General features: G+C 66.8%; 17 protein-coding genes. 9 read left to right on the top strand and 8 right to left on the bottom strand.

What is annotated here, in order from left to right; translation table 11 throughout:
- Position 1: 1 nt before the first annotated feature.
- The 3 genes from NUW51_RS09065 to NUW51_RS09055 all read right to left on the bottom strand — a co-directional run bounded on the left by NUW51_RS09065 (position 2) and on the right by NUW51_RS09055 (position 3,381).
- Positions 2–1,054: a copper resistance protein B gene (locus NUW51_RS09065; protein ID WP_265587200.1), complete on the bottom strand. Its 1,053-nt coding sequence runs from the start codon at positions 1,052–1,054 to the stop codon at positions 2–4.
- The gene (locus NUW51_RS09060) at positions 1,051–2,808 is read right to left on the bottom strand and encodes a copper resistance system multicopper oxidase (protein ID WP_265587199.1); all 1,758 of its coding nucleotides are present in this window, start codon (positions 2,806–2,808) and stop codon (positions 1,051–1,053) included. Before NUW51_RS09060 ends, NUW51_RS09065 begins: the two co-directional genes overlap by 4 nt.
- Before the next feature lie 81 nt (positions 2,809–2,889).
- The gene (locus NUW51_RS09055; protein ID WP_265587198.1) at positions 2,890–3,381 is read right to left on the bottom strand and encodes a hypothetical protein; all 492 of its coding nucleotides are present in this window, start codon (positions 3,379–3,381) and stop codon (positions 2,890–2,892) included.
- A gap of 112 nt (positions 3,382–3,493) precedes the next feature.
- On the opposite strand from NUW51_RS09055, the gene NUW51_RS09050 reads away from it, so the two are divergent.
- The 8 genes from NUW51_RS09050 (at position 3,494) to NUW51_RS09015 (ending at position 10,658) form a co-directional block, all read left to right on the top strand.
- A complete protein-coding gene (locus tag NUW51_RS09050) occupies positions 3,494–3,886 on the top strand; it encodes a DUF202 domain-containing protein (RefSeq protein WP_265587197.1) in 393 nt (130 codons plus the stop codon).
- Between the two features lie 11 nt (positions 3,887–3,897).
- Positions 3,898–4,098 carry a hypothetical protein gene (locus NUW51_RS09045; RefSeq protein ID WP_265587196.1) on the top strand — a complete coding sequence of 67 codons (201 nt, stop codon included), beginning with the start codon at positions 3,898–3,900 and terminating at the stop codon, positions 4,096–4,098.
- Positions 4,095–4,265, top strand: coding sequence for a hypothetical protein (locus NUW51_RS09040; protein WP_265587195.1), 171 nt, complete (start codon positions 4,095–4,097; stop codon positions 4,263–4,265). The genes NUW51_RS09045 and NUW51_RS09040 overlap by 4 nt, the downstream gene beginning before the upstream one ends.
- A gap of 70 nt (positions 4,266–4,335) precedes the next feature.
- Entirely contained in the window at positions 4,336–5,619 is a 1,284-nt protein-coding gene (gene hmgA / locus NUW51_RS09035; RefSeq protein ID WP_265587194.1) for a homogentisate 1,2-dioxygenase, read from the top strand.
- Positions 5,609–6,907 (top strand): fumarylacetoacetase, encoded by a 1,299-nt coding sequence (fahA, locus tag NUW51_RS09030; protein WP_265587193.1) that lies wholly within the window; start codon positions 5,609–5,611, stop codon positions 6,905–6,907. The genes hmgA and fahA overlap by 11 nt, the downstream gene beginning before the upstream one ends.
- Entirely contained in the window at positions 6,904–7,371 is a 468-nt protein-coding gene (locus tag NUW51_RS09025; RefSeq protein WP_265587192.1) for a DUF4126 domain-containing protein, read from the top strand. Before fahA ends, NUW51_RS09025 begins: the two co-directional genes overlap by 4 nt.
- A gap of 145 nt (positions 7,372–7,516) precedes the next feature.
- Complete coding sequence (locus tag NUW51_RS09020; protein ID WP_265587191.1) at positions 7,517–9,271, top strand: methyl-accepting chemotaxis protein; 1,755 nt, start codon at positions 7,517–7,519, stop codon at positions 9,269–9,271.
- Between the two features lie 58 nt (positions 9,272–9,329).
- Entirely contained in the window at positions 9,330–10,658 is a 1,329-nt protein-coding gene (locus NUW51_RS09015; protein WP_265587190.1) for an ABC1 kinase family protein, read from the top strand.
- On the opposite strand, the gene NUW51_RS09010 is transcribed toward NUW51_RS09015, so the two are convergent.
- The 4 genes from NUW51_RS09010 to NUW51_RS08995 all read right to left on the bottom strand — a co-directional run bounded on the left by NUW51_RS09010 (position 10,655) and on the right by NUW51_RS08995 (position 15,556).
- Positions 10,655–11,599: a ketopantoate reductase family protein gene (locus NUW51_RS09010; protein WP_265587189.1), complete on the bottom strand. Its 945-nt coding sequence runs from the start codon at positions 11,597–11,599 to the stop codon at positions 10,655–10,657. The genes NUW51_RS09015 and NUW51_RS09010 overlap by 4 nt on opposite strands.
- Before the next feature lie 121 nt (positions 11,600–11,720).
- Positions 11,721–13,157, bottom strand: coding sequence for a sugar MFS transporter (locus NUW51_RS09005; protein ID WP_265587188.1), 1,437 nt, complete (start codon positions 13,155–13,157; stop codon positions 11,721–11,723).
- A gap of 126 nt (positions 13,158–13,283) precedes the next feature.
- On the bottom strand, positions 13,284–14,513 hold the full coding sequence (locus NUW51_RS09000) for an MFS transporter (RefSeq protein WP_265587187.1): 1,230 nt from the start codon (positions 14,511–14,513) through the stop codon (positions 13,284–13,286).
- The gene (locus NUW51_RS08995) at positions 14,510–15,556 is read right to left on the bottom strand and encodes a LacI family DNA-binding transcriptional regulator (RefSeq protein ID WP_265587186.1); all 1,047 of its coding nucleotides are present in this window, start codon (positions 15,554–15,556) and stop codon (positions 14,510–14,512) included. Before NUW51_RS08995 ends, NUW51_RS09000 begins: the two co-directional genes overlap by 4 nt.
- Before the next feature lie 272 nt (positions 15,557–15,828).
- On the opposite strand from NUW51_RS08995, the gene NUW51_RS08990 reads away from it, so the two are divergent.
- Positions 15,829–18,210, top strand: coding sequence for a glycoside hydrolase family 3 protein (locus NUW51_RS08990; RefSeq protein ID WP_265587185.1), 2,382 nt, complete (start codon positions 15,829–15,831; stop codon positions 18,208–18,210).
- Positions 18,211–18,292: 82 nt separating this feature from the next.
- Here the strand turns inward: NUW51_RS08990 and NUW51_RS08985 are convergent, their stop codons facing one another.
- Positions 18,293–19,795 carry a tryptophan halogenase family protein gene (locus NUW51_RS08985; RefSeq protein WP_265587184.1) on the bottom strand — a complete coding sequence of 501 codons (1,503 nt, stop codon included), beginning with the start codon at positions 19,793–19,795 and terminating at the stop codon, positions 18,293–18,295.
- Positions 19,796–19,806 lie beyond the last annotated feature (11 nt).

Here is a 19,806-nt window from a genome sequence, read left to right as displayed (position 1 = left end):
CTCAGAACCAGAAGCGCACGCCGGCAACGAAGCGGGTGGCGCTCACGTCCTCGCCTTGGGCGCGGGCGAGGTCGCGGCTTGAACCGAGGCGCCATTCCTGCGCGATGCCGACATAGGGAGCGAATTCGCGAGAAAACTCGTAGCGCAGGCGAACGCCCAGTTCGGCCTTGGCGAGCCCGGCGCCCAGCGCGAGGTCCGGGATATCCTGCGCCGCCAAGACGAGTTCGCCGCGTGGCTGGAGGATGAGGCGCTGGGTGATGCGCTGGTCGAGTTCGGCCTCGATCTCGGCCGTCACTTCGCCCTCGCTCGACAGATAGGCGGCGGCGTCCACTTCGAAGAGATAGGGCGCGAGGCCCTGCACGCCCACGGTGGCGTAGGTGCGCGAGGAGCCCGCGAGATCCTGCCGCGCGCCAAGCTGCAGATCCCAATAAGGCGCGATGGCATGGCTCCACGTCGCCTCGATGTCGGCGTCTTCCACGCCTTCGCCAACATCGCCTTCGCCCTCGCTCTCGATCCACAGCTTGTCGAGGTCGCCGCCGTAGCTTGCCTGCGCGTCCCACAGAAAGCCCACATCCTCGCCACCTAAGCGCGCCTCGAGCCGGTCGGCCTGGAACCAGAAAAAGGCCTGGTTGCCGGTTTCATGGATGAGCGCGGCGCGGGCGCGCTGCATCGCGGCTTCGCCGAAGAGGCGTTCGGCGGCGCGGGCGGGGCCGTTGCCCGCGCTGCGCGGGGGCGGGCCCTTGGGGATGCCGGCGAGCTTGTCGGCGCTGTCGGTGCCGTGGCCCATGGCGGCGTGGTCCATCTGGCCGTGATCCATCGTGCCGTGATCCATCTGGCTGTGATCCATGGCCTGGTGGTCGTGATGCGCCTCGACCTCGACCTCCGGCTCGGGCTCCGTCGGGGCATGCTGATGATGGTCATGGGCATGCTGCTGCTGCTGCTGCTGCTGCTGCTTCGGCTGAACGGACGGCGGCGGCGGCGGCGGCGGCGGCGGCGCGTGGTGCTGGTGCGCGTCCTGCGCGAGGAGCACGGCGGCGAGGGCGATCATGCTCATGCCTCGCCCCCGTCGGGATTGGCCACGGTGACGATCTGAAACATGCCGGCGTGCATGTGATAGAGGAGGTGGCAGTGGAAGGCCCAGTCGCCCGGCTCGTCGGCGGTGAGGTCGAAGACCGCGCTGCCACCGGGCTGGACGACGAGCGTGTGCTTCAAGGGCTGTTCGCCATGGCCCGCGCCGTTGACCAGTTCGAAGAAATGGCCGTGCAGGTGGATGGGGTGCGCCATCATCGTGTCGTTGACGAGCTTGACACGCACGCGCTCGTTATAGGCGAAGCGGATGGGCGCATCGGCAACGGCGGCGAATTTCTTGCCGTCGAACGACCACATGTAGCGCTCCATGTTGCCGGTGAGATGGATCTCCATCGCGCGGGTCGGCGCGCGGGCCGAATGGTCGGGGTTGAGCGCGCGAAGATCGGTGTAGCGCAGGACACGGTGGTCGACGTCGTCCAAGCCGATGCCGGGGTCGCCCATGCGGTCCACGGGGTTCATCGCGACCATGTCGATCCCGGGCCCGACCTTCACATGATCGGGCAGGAGCGAGGTGTCGCGCATGTCCATCGCGCCCATGTCCATGTCGCCCATGCCCGTGGTCTCGCCGCCGTGATTCATCGCGCCATGATCCATGCCGCCATGGTCCATCCCGCCATGTCCCATGTCCTTCATGGTCAGCAGCGGGGGGTCGCGCAACGGCGGCACGGGCGCGCGGGCGCCGGGGCGGCTGGCGAGATGGGCAAGCCCCATGCCCGACCGGTCCATGCTCTCGGCGACGAGCGCATGCGCGTCGCCCGTCGGTTCGACGATCACGTCGTAGGTCTCCGCGACGCCGATCTGGAATTCGTCGACCTCGACGGGGCGGACATTCTGTCCGTCGGCCTGCACGATGGTCATCGGCAGGCCCGGGATGCGGATGTTGAAGAAGGTCATCGCGCTGCCGTTGATGAAGCGCAGGCGCACCCGCTCGCCGGGGCGGAAGGCATATTCAAGCCCGTCGGCGGGGCCATGGCCGTTCAGCAGATAGGTGTAGGTCGAGGCGGTGACGTCGAGGATATCGGTCGGCATCATCCGCATCCGCGCCCACATCCGACGCTCCTGCGCGCTCAGCGGATAATCGTCGGTCAGCGTGCGCTGTTGGAAATTGAAATAGCCCTCGCCCTGCTTGAGCTTCTTGAAGATGTCGTGCGGGTGGAGCGGGCTGAATTCGGACAGGAGCACGACATAGTCGCGATCGGCCTGCACCGGGTCGGAGCCGGCGGGATCGACGATGATCGGGCCGTAGTGCCCCATCTGTTCCTGAAGACCCGAATGGCTGTGCCACCAATAGGTGCCCGACTGGCGGACGGGAAAGCGCGCCTCGAAACTGTCGCCGGGCGCGATGCCGGGGAAACTGACGCCGGGGACGCCATCGAGGTGAAAGGGGAGGAGCAGCCCGTGCCAATGGATCGACGTGTCCTCGTCGAGATGGTTGTGGACGTTGAGCGAGACCTCCTCGCCTTCCTTGAGGCGGAGCAGCGGGCCGGGGACGCTGCCGTTGACGGTGACGGCATGGCCCGTGCGTCCGCCGGTCGAGAACATCGAGCGCCCGACGGTGAGGTCGATGCGCTCACCCGACGCCTCGTCGAAGCCGCGCCGCGCCATGACGCTGCCATGGTGCGACACGTCCTGTCCGCGCGCCCAGGCGGGGAGCGCCGCTGTCAACGCCCCGCCAGCGAGGCTGGCGCGCAGGAGGTGGCGGCGGGTGAGGTCGGTCATGCTGGAGCTCTAATCCTTATCGTTCCCGCCGAGCTAGTCGCCGCCGTCCCCGGGTTCAAGACGGTCCTTCGGTCGATTGGCTCACACATCCTCGTGCGGGGTGATCGAGGCGATCACCGTGCGGATGGTGCGATAGAGCATGGTCACGGTGGTGGCGAGCAGCGCGATCACCAGCACGGTCCAGCCGAACAGGAGATTGTAAAGGGTCGCGAACCAGCCTGCCGGCAGCTTGTCGAATTCGCCAATGGGAAAGACCAGCGCGAGGAGCAGGGTCAGGCTGGCGAGCAGCGATATGGTGGAGAATTGGCTGACGCGATCGATCGTCTTCCACACCGGCGCGTCCCAGTCGCGATCGAGCCGCTTGATCATGCCGGTCAGCGTCAGCATCAGCGCGAGGATGGTCGCCGAGGCAGTGGCCGCCGCCGAGCCGAGATAGAGCCCCGACGAGGCGAGCGTGTCCATCAACTGGATCGCCTCGCCCGAGGAATAGACGCTGCCGATCGCCCAACGCGCGGCGCCGCCGAGCAGGACGAAGGCAAAGAAAGCGGCGATGGACCAGGGACAATAACGCATGGGGCCGTAACGAGGGCCGCCGGGTGCCCGTTCCATCGCAGCCTGCGGTGCTGGCGGAGGCGAAACGATCGCGGCGCCCGGCCGTTAGGGAAGGACAGCAGCGGAGAAGGACATGGTAGGCGGCGTCTCGAGCCACGAGCGCGACAATCAGGAATTGGCGGAGGATCGCACCGATCTCGCCGAGGATCGCACGATCATGGCGGTGGAGCGGACGATGGCGAGCTGGATGGGCTCGGGCATGGGGCTGATCGGTCTCGGGCTCGGCCTGCGCGCGCTGTTCGGCGCCTTCGAGCCTTCATGGGTGCCCAAGCTGATGGCGACTTTCTTCATGATCCTCGCCATCGTCGTCGTGCAGGGCGCCAAGCGTCGCATGTGCGGGGCGATCAACCGGATGCACGCCAATTTCGTCAAGGAGCCCTCGACCAAGGGCATGGAAGTCGTCGCCACCGGTATTTCGGCGGGCGCGGTGATGGTGGGTGTCGGCATCTGGCTCTTTTTCGGCTAGAGCTTGCTGCTATGACCGAAGACAATAGCCTCCACGTCGAAGGGTCGGAGCGCTCGATGATCGCGCTGATCATTGCCGCCGCCTGCCTTCTGCTCCTGCTCCTCTTCCTGTTCCGCGTCGAATTGGGAATCGTCGTCCCCGAGGTGGAGATCGAGGCGCCGACCGAGGTGCCGGCGGGCGCCTATTCCGCCGCGCAAGGGCGGGTGGCGTGAGCAACTGGGGCTGGCATGACGGCGAGCCCCTGACCACCAGGCGCGCGTGGATCACGCTCCTGACGCTCTGCGGGGTCTTTCTCCTCTGGTATCATTTCATCGCTGACGAAGAGCAGAAGGCGAACAGCTCGGGGTTGCTCGTGCCATCGGGCGAGGCGCGGCCATAGCGCGGCCAAGCGCGGCGATTGACAGGAGGGTGCGCAGCCGCCACCCGTTCGCGCTCAGGAGGGAGCAGTCATGGGTGACTATCTGACGGGCTTTGGCAGTCATGTCGAAAGTGAAGCCGTGAAGGGCGCGCTGCCGATCGGGCGCAACAGCCCGCAGCGGCCGGCCTTCGGGCTCTATGCCGAGCAGTTTTCCGCGAGCGCCTTCACCATGGCGCGGCCCGAAAATTTGCGCAGCTGGCTCTATCGCCTGCGTCCCACCGCCGATCATCCGCCTTATGCGCCCTATGAGGGCAATGCGCTGCTGACCGCCATAGGCAGCGAGCAGCCGCTGGCGCCAAATCGGCTGCGCTGGGACCCGCCCGCGCTGGCCGAGGGGCAGGATTTCGTCGACAGTCTCGCGACCATGCTGGCGACGCGCGATCCCGCCGATCTCAGCGGCGTGGCGCTGCATGTTTTTTCCGCCGATGTGTCGATGGCGGATCGCAGCTTCATGAACAGCGATGGCGAACTGCTCTTCATCCCGCAGCGGGGCGCGCTGCATCTCGTCACCGAGATGGGGCGGCTCGACGTGCCACCCGGGCACATCGCGCTCATTCCGCGTGGCATCCGTTTTCGTGTCGAGGTGCCTGACGGGGGCGCGGGCGGCTATGTCGCCGAAAATTACGGCGCGCCCTTCCGCCTGCCCGATTTGGGGCCCATCGGCGCCAACGGGCTCGCCAATCCGCGCGATTTCGAGATGCCGGTGGCGTCCTATGAGGATAAGGACGGCGACCATAAGCTGATCCAGAAGCATGGCGGGAGGCTGTGGACGACCACGCTCGATCATAGCCCGCTCGACGTCGTCGCCTGGCACGGCAATGTCGCGCCGATGCGCTACGATTTGTCGCGCTTCAACGTGATGAACACGGTCAGCTTCGACCATCCCGATCCCAGCATCTTCACCGTGCTGACCAGCCCGTCGGAGGTGCCGGGGCGCGCCAATGCCGATTTCGTCATCTTTCCGCCGCGCTGGATGGTGGCCGAGGACACGTTCCGCCCGCCATGGTTCCATCGCAACGTGATGAGCGAGGCGATGGGCCTCATCCTCGGCGAATATGACGCCAAGGCCGAGGGCTTTTCGCCCGGCGGGATCAGCTTGCACAATATCATGAGCGGGCATGGTCCCGACGTCGAGACATGGAAAAAAGCGAGCGAGGCGGCGTTGAAGCCCCAGAAGATGGACGGCACGCTCGCCTTCATGGTCGAGACCTGCTGGCCCTATCGCCCGACCGACTTCGCGTGTCAGAGCGCGCAACCCGACTATGACGAGGCCTGGCAGGGCTTCCCCAAGGCAGAGGTACCCGATGCAGACTGATTCCACCAATTCGCCCGATCTCGACTGCTGGGTCGATGGCGCCAACGGCCATGCCGACTGGCCCGTCCAGAATTTGCCGCTCGGCGTCTTTTCGACCGACGACGGGCTGCCGCGGATCGGCACCGCGATCGGCGATTATGTCCTCGACCTCGATGCGCTGGCGCAGGGCGAGTTGATCGAGGACGAGGATGTGCGCGAGGCACTGCAGCAGCCGATGCTTAACGCCTTGTTCGCGCTAGGGGCCGAGGCGATGCAGGCCCTGCGCATGCGCCTGTCCGAGCTGCTCACCGATAGCGATTATCGCGCCGCGATCGGCCAGCATCTCATCGGCATGGACAAGGTGGAGATGGAGCTGCCCGCGCTGGTCGGCGATTATACCGACTTCTATGTCGGCATCCATCACGCCACCAATATCGGCAAGCTGTTCCGCCCCGACAATCCGCTCCTGCCCAACTATAAATATGTGCCCATCGGCTATCATGGCCGGGCCAGTTCCGTGCGCGTGTCGGGCCATCCGGTGGTGCGCCCGTCGGGTCAGAAGCGCCCCGCCGAAGAGGGCGCGGCGCCGGTGCGCAGCGCTTCCGCGCGGCTCGATTACGAGCTCGAAATGGGCATCTGGGTGGGCGAAGGCAATGCGCTTGGCGAACCGATCCCGATCGGCGAGGCCGAGAACCACATCGCGGGCTATTGCCTCTTGAACGACTGGTCCGCGCGCGACTTGCAGGCGTGGGAATATCAGCCGCTGGGCCCGTTCCTCGCCAAAAGCTTCCTCACCACGGTCAGTCCCTGGGTGATCACCCCGCAGGCGCTCGGCCCCTATATGCAGGCCATGCCGCCGCGTCCCGAGGGCGACCCCGAGCCGCTCGATTATCTCAAGGGCGGACCCGACAAGGCGGCGCTCGGCATTCGGCTCGAAGTGCTCCTGTCGACCCAGAAGATGCGCGATGCGGGCGAGTCCCCCTATCGATTGAGCGAGGGCGATGCGGCGGCGGCGATGTATTGGTCGGCCGCGCAGATCGTCACCCACCATGCCAGCAATGGCTGCAACCTGCAGCCCGGCGACCTCATCGGGACTGGCACGCTCTCGACCGCCGAAGAAAGCGGTTACGGCTCGATGATGGAACTGTCGGACGGCGGCAAGGCGCCGATCAGCCTGCCCAATGGCGAAACCCGCACCTTCCTCGAGGATGGCGATGAAGTGACGCTGCGCGCGCGGGCGATCGCCGAGGGCCAACCCGGTATTGCGCTGGGCGAGTCCGTCGGGCGCGTCGTGGCGAACCGCGGATGACCCTCCTGCTCGCCTTTATCGCGGGCTTCCTCAACGGACCGCGCACCTTCGCGCCGGTGGCACTGGTGGCGTGGAGCGCGGCCTTCGGTTGGCTCGACATCGCGGGCACCGGGCTCGGCTGGCTCGGCGCACCCGCGCCCGCCGCGCTGCTCACCCTGCTGGCGCTGGGCGAGCTTTATGGTGACAAGGTCACGACACGCTCGCGGACCTGGGTCCCGGCGGTCATCGGCCGCGCCGCCATGGGCGCGCTGGTCGGCGGGGCGATCGCGCTGGGGGCGAGCGACCCGGCTTCGGGCTGGCTCGGTGCGGCCTTGGGGGCGACCGGCGCGGTCATCGGCACCTACGCCACCCTGCCGCTCCGGCTCGCGCTGGCCAAGCGATTCGGACGCGACTTGCCCGCCGCGCTAATCGAGGATGCGATCGTCATTGCGGGCATCGTCGGGATCGTGGCCCTCGCCACCTGAAAAAACGCGCCACTACCTTCAAAAGTCGGTACGGGAGCGTTCACATTTACCGCGCTTTAAGCATCGGTGATCACTTCCCCTTGGCCAAGAGGGAGCCAAGGGGGGCTAACTCCGCGTCAGTAGTTTAGTAGCGGATTTGTAAATCATGTTTAAGATTCCCGTCCTGTCTGGCTGGTATGAGCGGCAGGCGATCAACGTCAAGCTGAGGAGCGGCTTCGGTGCGGTCCTCGGACTCACCGCCATTCTCGGCATCTCCAGCTGTGTCAGCGTCATCTCGATCAATGCGGATGCCGAAGCCTATGCAAGGACCGCCAATTTTGCGCTGACCACCTCGCGGCTCGAAACCGAGGCCGCGCGCGCGACCGGATTTACCACCGCCTATCTCGAGGCGCATCATGACGCCGACCGCGAAAAGGCGCTGGCGTCGATGGGACACGCCTATCAGCTGGTCGACGAGGCGCTCGGGCTCGCGGATAACGCGGTCGAACGAAAGGATCTCGCCGACGTCCGCCTCCGCCTCGATGATCTCGGTGCCATAGTGGACGAGGCCCAGACGCACTTCGGGGCCATGGACGTGGAAGAGGTCGAGATCGACGCCGAGACCCTGGCGCTGCTCGGGCGGGTCGAGGCAGATGCCGCCAAGATCACCGCCGACATCGCCGAGGTCGAGGAAATCGCGGCTCGAGAAGAAGCCGCGCTGCACGAGCATACGCAGACGCTGGCGACGCAGACCGAATGGGGCATCTCGATCATGGTGGCGATCGTCATGCTGATCGGCGCGGGCGCGGCGTTCAGCACGTCCGCCGACCTGTCGAGAGCGGTGCGCCGCCTCACCGACGCAGTGCTGCGTCTCGCACGCGGCGACAAGGGCGTCGAGGTGCCCGAGCAGGAGCGCTGGGACGAGGTCGGCGACATGGCGCGGGCGATGGAGGTCTTCAAGGCCAATGCCGCCGAGATGGAGGAACTGCAGCGCGAGGCCGCCGAGGCGGCACAACGCGAGGTCGAGCAGCAGAAGCAGCGCGAAGAAGAGAAGGCCGCGGCCGACGAACAGCGCCGTCTCGAAATGCTCGAACTGGCGGCGCGCTTCGAACAATATGTCGGGCGCGTGGCGCGGCAGGTCAGCGAGGCATCGAGCGATGTGCATGCCGCCGCGCAAGGCATGGCGAGCAGTGCCGAGCAGACGATGAACCAGGCGCAGCTGGTCGGTAGCGCCTCGCACCAGGCCTCGTCCAACGTGATGACGGTCGCCTCGGCGGGTGACGAGCTCAACGAATCGATCGGCGAGATTAACCGCCAGATGGCGGGCGCGGCGAATATCACCCGCGAGGTCGTGAACGACGTGCGCGCGGCAGATGTGCGGATCGAGGAGCTGGCCAATTCGGTCGCGCGCATCGACGACATCATCACCCTCATCGGCTCGATCGCCTCGCGTACCAACATGCTGGCCCTGAACGCCACCATCGAGGCGGCGCGCGCAGGGGAGGCGGGCAAGGGCTTTTCGGTGGTCGCCGCCGAAGTGAAGGCGCTGGCGGGCCAGACGCGGGACGCGACGAGCGAGATCGCGGCGCTGCTGGGCAGTATCCGCTCGGGCTCGGGCGAGAGCGCCGAGGCGCTGGGCGCGATCGCCACGAAGGTCGGCCATCTGGAGGAAGTCAGCCTCGCCGTCACCAGCGCGGTCGAACAGCAATCGCTGGCCTCCTCGGAAGTGGCGCGCTCGATCGACGAGGCGGCGCGGGGGACGCAGCTCGTCAGCGACAATATCAGCCAGGTCGGCGAAGCCGCGCAGGCCTCAGGGGCGACGGCGCAGCAATTGCTCGGCGCCGCCAGCGGGCTGCAGGATCAGTCGGAAGAGCTGAAATATCAGCTCGGCGAATTCCTCGAGCATCTGCGCGCCGCCTGAGGGCCCCGGGACAAGGGCGGGGGTTGGGTTCGGCCGGGCGACCGCCCATCTAGGGCGCATGGACAGCCCCGACGACAAGCCGCCGCCTGAACGTGCCGTGCCCGCCGGGCGCGCGGCGCGGGTCGGGCAATTCACCCGCATGGGTCTGGGCGTCGTCGGCGGCATGGTCGGCGAGGGCGCCCGCCGACTGGCCCGCGGCGAGGGGGTGCGCGCGCGCGACCTGATGCTGACCCCCGCCAATATCGCACGGGTGACCGACCGATTGAGCCACCTGCGCGGCGCGGCCATGAAGCTGGGGCAGATGATCTCGATGGACGCGGGCGACCTGCTGCCGCCCGAGCTGGCCGCGATCCTCGCGCGGTTGCGCGACCAAGCGCATCGGATGCCGCCGCAGCAGCTGAATACGCTGTTGAAGGCCGAATGGGGCGCGGACTGGCGGCGCCGCTTCAAGCGGTTCGAGCCCACGCCGATGGCGGCGGCTTCGATCGGCCAGGTGCATCGCGCGACCCTGCCCGACGGGCGCGAGCTTGCGGTGAAGATCCAATATCCGGGTGTCGCCACCTCGATCGACAGCGATGTCGACAATGTCGCGACGCTGCTGCGCGTGTCGGGGCTGTTGCCCAAGGAACTGGACATCGCGCCGCTTCTGGAGGCGGCCAAGGTGCAGCTGGCCGAGGAAGCCGATTACGAGCGCGAGGGCGCACAGCTCAGCGCCTATAAGGCGCGGCTCGCGGGCGATGATCGCTATGTCGTGCCGGAGCTGGTGGCGGACTTCACGACCCCCAACATCCTCGCGATGGATTTCGTCCATGGCGTGCCGATCGAGACGCTGTCAGGCGAGCCGCAAGAGGTGCGCGACCGGGTGATGGGCGAGTTGATCGAACTGGTGCTCGCCGAATTGTTCGATTTCGGGGTCATGCAGACCGATCCCAATTTCGCCAATTATCGCTACCAGCCCGAGACGGGGCGGCTGGTGCTGCTCGATTTCGGTGCGGCGCGGGCGCTCGATCCCGACGTTGTCGCGGCCTATCGCAGCATCCTTGCCGCCGTGCGAGCGGAAGATCGGGACGGCGTGCGCGAGGCGGCAGTGGCGGCAGGATTCGTGAGCCCGGTCGCGGCAGATCGGCATCGCGAACTCATCGACGGCATGATCGACGTGATCGTCACCGAATTTGCGCGGCCCGGGCCGTTCGACTTCGGCGACCGGGGGTTCGTCGCTGGCTTACGCGAACAGGGCATGCGGATCGCCGAGGATCGCGCCGCCTGGCATCTGCCGCCCGCCGAGACGCTGTTCGTCCAGCGCAAGATTTCGGGGACCGCGCTGCTCGCGGCGAATTTGAAAGCGCGCGTGGAGCTCAGGCCGCTGATCGACGCGGCGCTCGGCTAGGCCAAGCCGCCGTCCAGCTGGCGGATCATGCCGAGAAGGGCGTCGATGGCGGGGGTGTCGATGCCGTGCTGGCGGGCGATGGCGCGCGGCGCGGCGACGAGCGCACGCCATTCGAGCGGGCGCCCGGCTTCGACATCCTGAAGCATCGAGGGCTTGAACACGCCCAGGGTGCGGGTGACGTCGAGGCGGTCATCGACGCTGTCGGTGATGGCGCAGTCGATCGCCTCGCCGATGGCGGCGCATTCTTCCATCCCGGCGCGAATGAAGGACAGGACGTCCTCGTCGTCGAGCAGGCGGTCGACCGTCTGGCGGGTCAGCGCCGACAGCGGGTTGATGGTGAGATTGCCCCACAATTTATACCAGATGTCGCGCCCGATACGATCGGATTGCTCGGCGGGGACGCCGGCGTCGCGGAACAGCTTCACCAGGTCGGCCACGCGCGAGCTGTGCGAGCCCGAGGGTTCGCCGAGCAGAAGTTTATCCGCCTTGCCGATGGTGATCCAGTCGCCCTTGCGACTGGCCGAGGCGTGGACGACGGTGCCGATGACATTGCCGATCGGCATCGCGGCGCGGACCGAGCCTACCGGATCGACATCGATCACGGTCTCGTCGCCGAACCAGAAGGGCACGCCATTCTGCAGGGGCAAGACGAGCGTGTCGTCCTTCATGTTCGCGGCGATGAGCGGGGCGACCTGCGGCAGGAACATCGCCTTGACGCCAAGGAGGATGATGTCGGGCTTGGGATCGAGCGCCTCCCAGACCGGCAGTTCGACGCGGGTTTCCTCCTCGCCCTCCTTGAGGACGATGATTTCATTTTCGCGCTCGATGCGCTTTTCCTCGCGAAGGATGGCGACCTCGTGGCCCGCATCCTTTAGCCGCCCGCCGAGCCAGCAGCCGATCGAGCCGGCACCGATGATCGCGATGAAGGTTTTCTTACTCATATCCACCCGTCTAACATTTGTGCATCAAGCGCCAAGAGGCGGGCGCGGGTTCCTGCGAGGAGAAAAGAAAAGGGCGCCGCGGGATGGCCCGCGACGCCCTTTTTCAGTCGGCAGCCACGCCTCAGGCGGTCACTGCATCCTGCGCCGGGCGACGCGCGAAAATGCCGAAGCCGGCGATGATCGCATAGCAGATGATCGGCAGGATGAGCGCGGTGCTGAGCGAGCCGGTGGCATCGGCGACCATGCCGAAGACGACGGGGACCACCGCACCGCCGAAGATGGCGATGTTGATGATGCCCGACCCGTCGGCCGCGCGCGGCCCCAGCTTCTCGCAGGCGAGGCTGAAGATCGTCGGGAACATGATCGAGTTCATGAGACCGACCGCCAGCAGCGAATAGGCCGCGACTTCGCCCGTCGACGCCATCGAGATGGCGATGAGCGCGATCGCGCCGAGCGCGTTGAAGGCGAGGATCTTGCCCGGCGAGAAGATGCGCAACAGGCCCGAGCCAATGAATCGGCCGACCATCGCACCGCCCCAATAGACGGCGATCAGCTTGCCCGCTTCGCTCTCGGGCAGGCCGAGGACGCTTTCCTGCATGAGATAGTTGACGATGATCGAACCGATCGCGACTTCGGCGCCGACGTAAAGGAAAATGCTCAAGGCGCCATAGCCGAAGCGCGTGCGCTTCAGGAGATCGTTGTCGTAGAGCCACAGGATGGGCGCACCGAGAATGATCACGAGGCCAAGGATCTGGCTGACGTTCAGAGCGACGAGCCCGCCGACGACGACGATCGCGATGCCGATGGCATAGCGGCTCCACGAGACGAGGCGGTTCTCGCCCATGCTCTTGGCGTCATGCGGCAAGCGGTTGCGGAACGCCCAGACCGCCAGCGCGACGATGCCGATGAGCACGGTAAGGCCGAGATAGCCCTTCCAGATCGCGGCGCTTTCTTCCTGACGATACTGCTGCAGTTCGAGCCCCGAGAGCTGGTCGGCGGTCACCGTGGCGAGACTGCCGAGGATGACGATCGTGCCGACGATCGGGAAGACCGTAGTGCCGAGCGAATTGAAGGCCTGCGCGAAGGTAAGGCGGCTGTGCGCCGTCTTTTGCGGACCTAGAAGGCTGATCAGGGGGTTGGCGACGACCTGGACGATCACCACGCCCGAGGCGAGGACAAACAGCGCGAGCAGGAAGACCGGATAGGTCGCTGTCTGGCTGGCCGGGATGAAGAGCAGGCAGCCCGCCATCATGGTGACAAGACCCGCCACCGCGCCGCGCATGTAACCGATCTTCTTGACGAGCTTGGCGCCCGGGATGCCGATCAGCAGATAAGCGGTGAAGAAGCAGAATTGCACCAGCATCGCTTCGGTGTAGCTGAGCGTGAACAGCTCCTTCAGCTTGGGGATGATGACGTCGTTCAAGGACGTGATCCCGCCGAAGATGAAGAAAAGCGCGAAGACGAAATAGTTGAGGCCGGGCGCGTGGACGCCGGCATCGTCGTCGATGACGGGCCGGCTGTCGGTGCTGCTGGCCGCGTCGGGCGACACTGAAACCATGAAAAATCCTCCCCCAAAGAGAATGCCCCGACAGGGGCCTGCCGGGAAAAGAGCCGAGACTGTGAACGATCACAGAGAAGGCGTCCATCCTCTTTGTGCAGCGAATGGAGCGACTTGGGAAGAGCCTCAGGCGATCGAGCGGATGCGGGTCACGGCGAGCGCGGCGAGCAGGGTGGCACCTGCAGCGAGCAGGAGGAGGGTGAACAGCGCCTGCCCGCCGAGCGCAGCCTGGCTCAATCCGAGGGCGATGGCGGGCGCGATGATCGAGGGCAGGGTGTTGGTGAGGTTCATCATGCCGAGGAGCGCGCCGCGGCGGCGGCGGCCCGCGACGAGGCTGGCGACCATGGCGCTGTCTACCGACAGGAAGGCGGTGAGCGCGGCGGTGAAGATGGCGTGCGCCGCGATGACGAGCAGCCAGTGCGGGGCGAAGGCGAGCAGCGCGAGCATGGCGGCCATGAGCAGGGCGGTGACGACAAGCACGGGCTTGCGCGCGCCCAGCCGGTCGCTCCATCGCCCCGCCGCGAGACCGGCGGCGATGGCGAAGAGGTTGGACACGAGCGTGAGCAGCGCGACCGCGCCCGAGGGGCTGCGGGTGCCGAAACCGGCGGCGCCGCTGGCGATCGCCTCGACATAAAGGAAGAGGTAGGAAATCACGCTAACCGCGCCCAGCTGGACGAGGAGCCGCGCGATCCAGGCGCGGGCGAAATCGCCGCGCAGGAGCTTCCACGCCGCCGCGCCCTGTTCGGCCCCGATCGGCGGGTGGGCGAGCACGGGCTGGCGCGTCCAGAAGAGGAGCAGCGGGGCAATGGCCAGACCGACGAAGGCGGCGGTGAGTCCAAAGGGCCAGGCGGCATCGCGCACCGACAGCCAGCCGACGAGGCTGACGGTGAAACCGGCGAGCGGGAGCATCCCGCCTTGAAGGCCCGCGACCACGCCCTTGCGCGCATCCTCGACATAGTCTGCGAGCAGCGCGTTCAGGGGTGCGAACAGGATGTTGAAGCTGAACTGGAAGGCGATCATCGCCCCCATCAGCGCGGGCAAGTGGCGGGCATGGCCGAAGGCGAGCAGGCTGGCGAGGACGGCGAAGAGGCCGATGCCGATCTGGGTGCGGCGCGAGCCGACCCGCGCCATCCAGCGGTCGCTCCACCAGCCGCCGAGGATATGCGCGCCGCTGGCGACCAGCCCGCCAACGAGGAGGAGGAGCGACAGCGGCTCGAGCGCGGCGCCCGGCGCGATCTGCTCGACCCGGCGGGGAAGCAGCAGCACCAGCAGCGGCATGAAAGCGGTGAAGGCGCCGAGCGTGGCAAGGACGAGCCGCGTCTCGAAGCCCGACAGCGCCGCGCGCGTCGGGGTCATCGCGGCGCCGGGCCGGTAGTCTCGCGCACGATCAGTTCGAACGGCAGGACATGGACGTCCTCGCCCGGCTCCTTGCCCTCGGCGCGGTCCATCAACAGGTCGCAGGCGGTAGCGATCATCTTGGCGGTCGGCTGGCGAATCGCGGTCAGCGGCGGCACCGAGAAACGCACGCCGGGCGTGTCCTCGAAAGAGAGGAGCGAGAGCGCCTCGGGCACCTTGATGTCGCGGCGTCCGGCTTCGCGCAGCACCGCGAAGGCCATCTCGTCATTTTCGGCGATGATCGCGCTCGGGCAGTCGTCGCCGTCGAACCAGTCGGCGGCAATGGCGGCGGCCTTGTCATAGGAGAAGCCACCCTCCTCGACGCGCGGCGCGAGGCCGGCGTCCTGCATCGCGGCGGCATAGCCTTCGCGCCGGGCGAGGCTGCCGGCATATTGCGCATCGCCCGCGAGCAGCGCGATCCGTTCATGGCCGAACTCGGCGAGATGCTCGACCGCCGCGCGCGCCGCGCCCGCCTCGTCCATGTGCACGCTCATCGCCGGGATGTCGGCATTGGGCAGGCCGATGCGCACGAAGGGGCGGCCACGCTCCTTCAATTGCTCGGCCAGCGCGGGGTTCTCGCTGTGCGGCTGCGTGAGGATGAAGCCGTCGGGCTGGAGGCTGGTGAGGATGCGTTGCATCTGGCCGGTGGCGAGCGCGGGCTCGGTGTCGACCAGTTCGAACAGCATGTGATAGCCGCGCTCTTCGCAGGCGAGCATGCCGCCGTAGAGCATCTGGTCGACCCAGTCGTTGCCGCGCCCCGCCGACCAATTCTCGATCGTGCGAACGCGGTCGTTGATCGCCATGATGAGGAAGCTTCTCGCCCCGCCCATGCGGCGCGCGGCAAGGTTGGGCACATAGCCCAATTCGGCAATGGCCTCCTCGACGCGAGACTTGGCATCGGCACTGACCGAGGGCAGGCGGTTGATCACCCGGCTCACCGTCTGGCGCGACACATTGGCGACGCGTGCGACATCCTCGATCGTCACCGAACGCTTCTTGATCATCGAACTTCCCGTTTCCCCCGGTGCACGTCACTGTCGTTACCATCTGGCACGCCGATGGCAAAGCGTGATCGTTCACGCCGCCGGGGCGATCGCCACGCGCTTTGCCCTTGTGAACGCTCACATATGTGATAGACCTACCGCTGTTGCGAACGGTCCGGCGATGCATCGGATCGTTCGTCGGGAGAGAGATACATCGCAGGGACGAGGGAACGGGCTACAGGCGTCACACGCTGTCCCGCCATCACCGACCCTGCCGCAACAGGAGTGACAAGATGCGCCATCTCGCGCCTTCGCTCGGCCTTTTGATGGCCGCCACCGCCCTTTCCGCTTGCACCGCGCCGATGGCCGGACAGGCACCCGCGACCGCCACGACCGAGCCCGCGATGGACGAGGATGCGATCGTCGCCGACCTCCTCTCGCGCATGAGCGTCGAGCGCAAGGTCGCGCAGCTGATCCAGCCGCAGATCAATAGCTTCACGCCCGAGGACATGGAGCGCTATCGCTTCGGCAGCTATCTCAATGGCGGCAATGGCGGACCCTATGGCGATGAATATGCGCCCGCCAGCGAATGGCTGCGCTATGCCGACGAGATGTATGACGCCTCGGTCCAGCCTCTCGAGGGCGACGAGCCGGTCATCCCGACCATGTGGGGCACCGACGCGGTGCACGGCCACACCAATGTCATCGGCGCCACCATCTTCCCGCACAATATCGGATTGGGCGCGACGCGCGATCCCGACCTCGTGCGCATGATCGGCGCGGCCACCGCGACCGAGATCGAGGTGACCGGCATCGACTGGAACTTCTCGCCCACCGTCGCGGTGGCGCGCGATGATCGCTGGGGCCGTACCTATGAAAGCTATTCCGAAGATCCGCGCCTCGTCGCCGCGATGGGCGCGGCGCTGGTCGAGGGGCTGCAAGGCCGCCTCGGCACCGAGGACCGGCTCGGCCAAGGACGGGTGATCGCCACCGCCAAGCATTTCTTCGGCGACGGCGGCACCGAACAGGGCGTCGACCAGGGCGACGTCAACGGCGACATCGATGCGCTCAAGTCGATCCACGCCGTGCCCTATCCCGCGACCATCGCGGCGGGCGTCGAAACGATCATGGCGAGCTTCAATTCGATCAACGGCAGGAAGATGCACGGTAACGAAGCGCTGCTGACCGACGTGCTGCGCGGCGAACTGGGCTTCGACGGCCTCGTCGTGGGCGACTGGAACGGCCATGGCCAGGTCGCGGGCTGCACCGTCACCGACTGTCCGCAGTCGCTGCTCGCCGGGCTCGACATCTACATGGTCCCCGACGACTGGAAGGGGCTGATGGACAGCCTCGTCGCGCAGGTGAACGACGGCACCATCCCGATGGCGCGACTCGACGAGGCAGCCGGGCGCGTGCTGCGGCTGAAGCTGCGCGCGGGCATCCTCGGTCCCGACGCCAAGCGCCCGTCGGCGCGGGTCAATGCGGGCGACTATGACAAGCTCGGCATGGCCTCGCACCGCGCGGTGGCGCGCGAGGCGGTGGCCAAGAGCCAAGTCATCCTCAAGAATGACGGCGTGCTGCCGCTTCGCGCCGGCGCGGACATTCTCGTCGCGGGTAGCGCGGCCGACAGCATCGCGCAGGCCGCGGGCGGCTGGACGCTGACCTGGCAGGGCGGGACCGAGCTCGCTAATGACATGTTCCCCGGCGCAACCTCGATCTGGGCCGGTCTCGAAGCCGCCGCGCAGGAGGCTGGCGGCAGCGCCACGCTGTCGGCGGACGGCAGCTACACCAGCCGTCCCGACGTCGCCGTCGTCGTCTTCGGCGAAGCGCCCTATGCCGAGTTCGCGGGCGATCGCAAGACGATGGTCTTCGGCGACGAGGAAGGCCTCGCGCTCCTCAAGAAATATGAGGCCGAAGGGATCCCCGCGGTCGCCGTGTTCCTCTCGGGGCGTCCGCTTTGGATGAACCGCGAACTCAATGCCGCCGACGCTTTCGTCGCGAGCTGGCTGCCGGGCGGCGAGGGCGCGGGCGTGGCCGATGTTCTTTATGGCAAGATGCCCGCGACCGGGCGGCTGTCGTTCAGCTGGCCCGCCGGCTGTGGCGGGGCTCCCGTCAATGGTACCGAGGGCGCGCTGTTCAATGTCGGCTATGGCCGCGATCTGGGCGATACCAGCCCGCTCGGAGCCCTCGACGAAGCCTGCGACTATCTCGGCGGCGCGATCGCGAGCTGGTATGCCGACGGACGGCTTGCCGCCTCGGTGACCGCGCGCGGCGGCGAGGGCACCGCGCTGCTCCCCAACCTCATCGGCGAGAGCGGCGGGATCGTCGCACGCGGGCTCGATCGCAACCGGCAGGAGGATGCGCGCCGCATCACCTTCGGGCCGGGCGCGACGCTCAGCCTGTCGGGCGCAGGCGAGGGCGGCTACCGCCTGCTCTACAAGCTCGACACGGCGCCCGCGGGCACCGTTACGGTGACGAGCGGCGAGAGCCGGGTCGACGTGACGCAGGGACTGACCGTCAGCGCGGGCAAGGGGTGGCGCGAGATGCTCCTGACCCCCGATTGCCTCGCCGACCTCGGCGACACCATCGCCATCCGCAGCGCTGCGCCGATGACGCTCGAACTGGCCGAGATCGAGCGCAAGGACATGCCCGAGGACGCCGCCTGCTCCTTCTGACGCGCGGCCTCTGCGAAAGATGAAAAGGCCCGCCCCCCGGTAAGGGGAGCGGGCCTTTTTCATGTAAGTTGGGTGCAGGAGCCTATTCGGCGGCTATCGCGGTGGGGCAATAATCGGCGAGATACTGGTCGTGCGGCTTGGCCTTGGAAACGAGATATTTGATCGACTGGTCCATGCCCTCATATTCCGACCTGAGCTTGCCGAGGTCGAGGGTGTGCGCCATGGCGCTCGGGCGGCTGGGCACGATGCCCTGCCCCATCATGACTGCGACCCAGCTCGTTTCCGCAAACAGCTCGTCCTCCTCGCGGAAGACCTGGCCGTTGAGGCGGAACATCTCGATCTTTTCCTCCAACGTGTCGGGGATGCTCATCGTGCGGCAATAATTCCAGAATTCGGAATCGTCGCGGCTCGTCGCCTTGTAATGCAGGATGAGGAAGTCGCGGATGCGCGAGAATTCCTTGCCCAGGAGGCGGTTGAACGTGTCCTGTTGGGCCTCGGTGATGCCATCGAGGCTGAGCATGCCGGCGAGCTTGCTGATCGCCGACTGGATGAGGTGGATCGAAGTCGATTCCAGCGGCTCCATGAAGCCACCCGACAGGCCGATCGCCACGACATTCTTGTTCCAGAATTTCTTGCGGCGCCCGGTGACGAAACGCAGGTGGTTGGGATCGGCGAGCGCTTCGCCGTCGATATTTTTCAGCAGGATGTCGGTGGCCTCGTCGGCCTCCATGAATTGCGAGCAATAGACATGGCCGTTGCCGTTTCGCGTCTGTAGCGGCACGCGCCATTGCCAGCCCGCGCTGTGCGCGGTCGCGCGGGTGTAAGGGAGCACCGTGCCATCGCCAGCCGACGGGATTGCCACCGCGCGATCGCACGGCAGCCAGTGCGTCCATTCCTCATAGCCCGTCTCGAGCGCATTTTCGATGAGAAGGCCACGAAAGCCCGAGCAGTCGACGAAGAAATCGCCCGCGATCTCGGTCCCGTCGTCGAGCGTGACGGAGCGCACGAAGCCGCTCTCGCCATGCAGGTCGGAGCTGACGATCTTGCCTTCCTTGCGCACCACGCCGCGCCCCTCGGCATAGCGGCGCAGGAAGCGCGCGTAGGCGGTCGCGTCGATATGATAGGCATAGTTGATCGCGGGCAGGTCCTCGCCCTCGGCCTGGTGCATGAAGCGGCGGTGCATCGCCATCATGGTCTCGGGGCTGAAATGGTGCAGTGGGCGCTCGTCGCCGGCCATGCGATAGCGCATCCAGATCTCGTGAAAGGACACGCTGTCGACGGCATAGCCATAGTTGCCGAAGGGGTGGAAATAGCTGTCGCCTTGGCGCTCCCAATCGACGAAATGGATACCCAGTTTGAAGCTGCCCTGGACGGCGGCGAGCATCTCGGCTTCATCGATGCCGAGGCGGTCCTGGAAGTTGATGAACGGGGGGATGGTCGCCTCGCCGACCCCGACCGTGCCGATGAGTTCGCTCTCGACCAGCACGATTTCCACCGCGCGCGCCTGGGCGAGCCGCGACAATGCTGCCGCGGTCATCCATCCCGCGGTGCCGCCACCGACGATGACGATCTTCCTGATACCCATGAACCTACCGT

Origin of the sequence: Sphingomicrobium arenosum (assembly GCF_026157085.1) — a bacterium.
Lineage (GTDB): Bacteria > Pseudomonadota > Alphaproteobacteria > Sphingomonadales > Sphingomonadaceae > Sphingomicrobium > Sphingomicrobium arenosum.
This window is presented reverse-complemented; position numbering and strand designations above follow the sequence as displayed.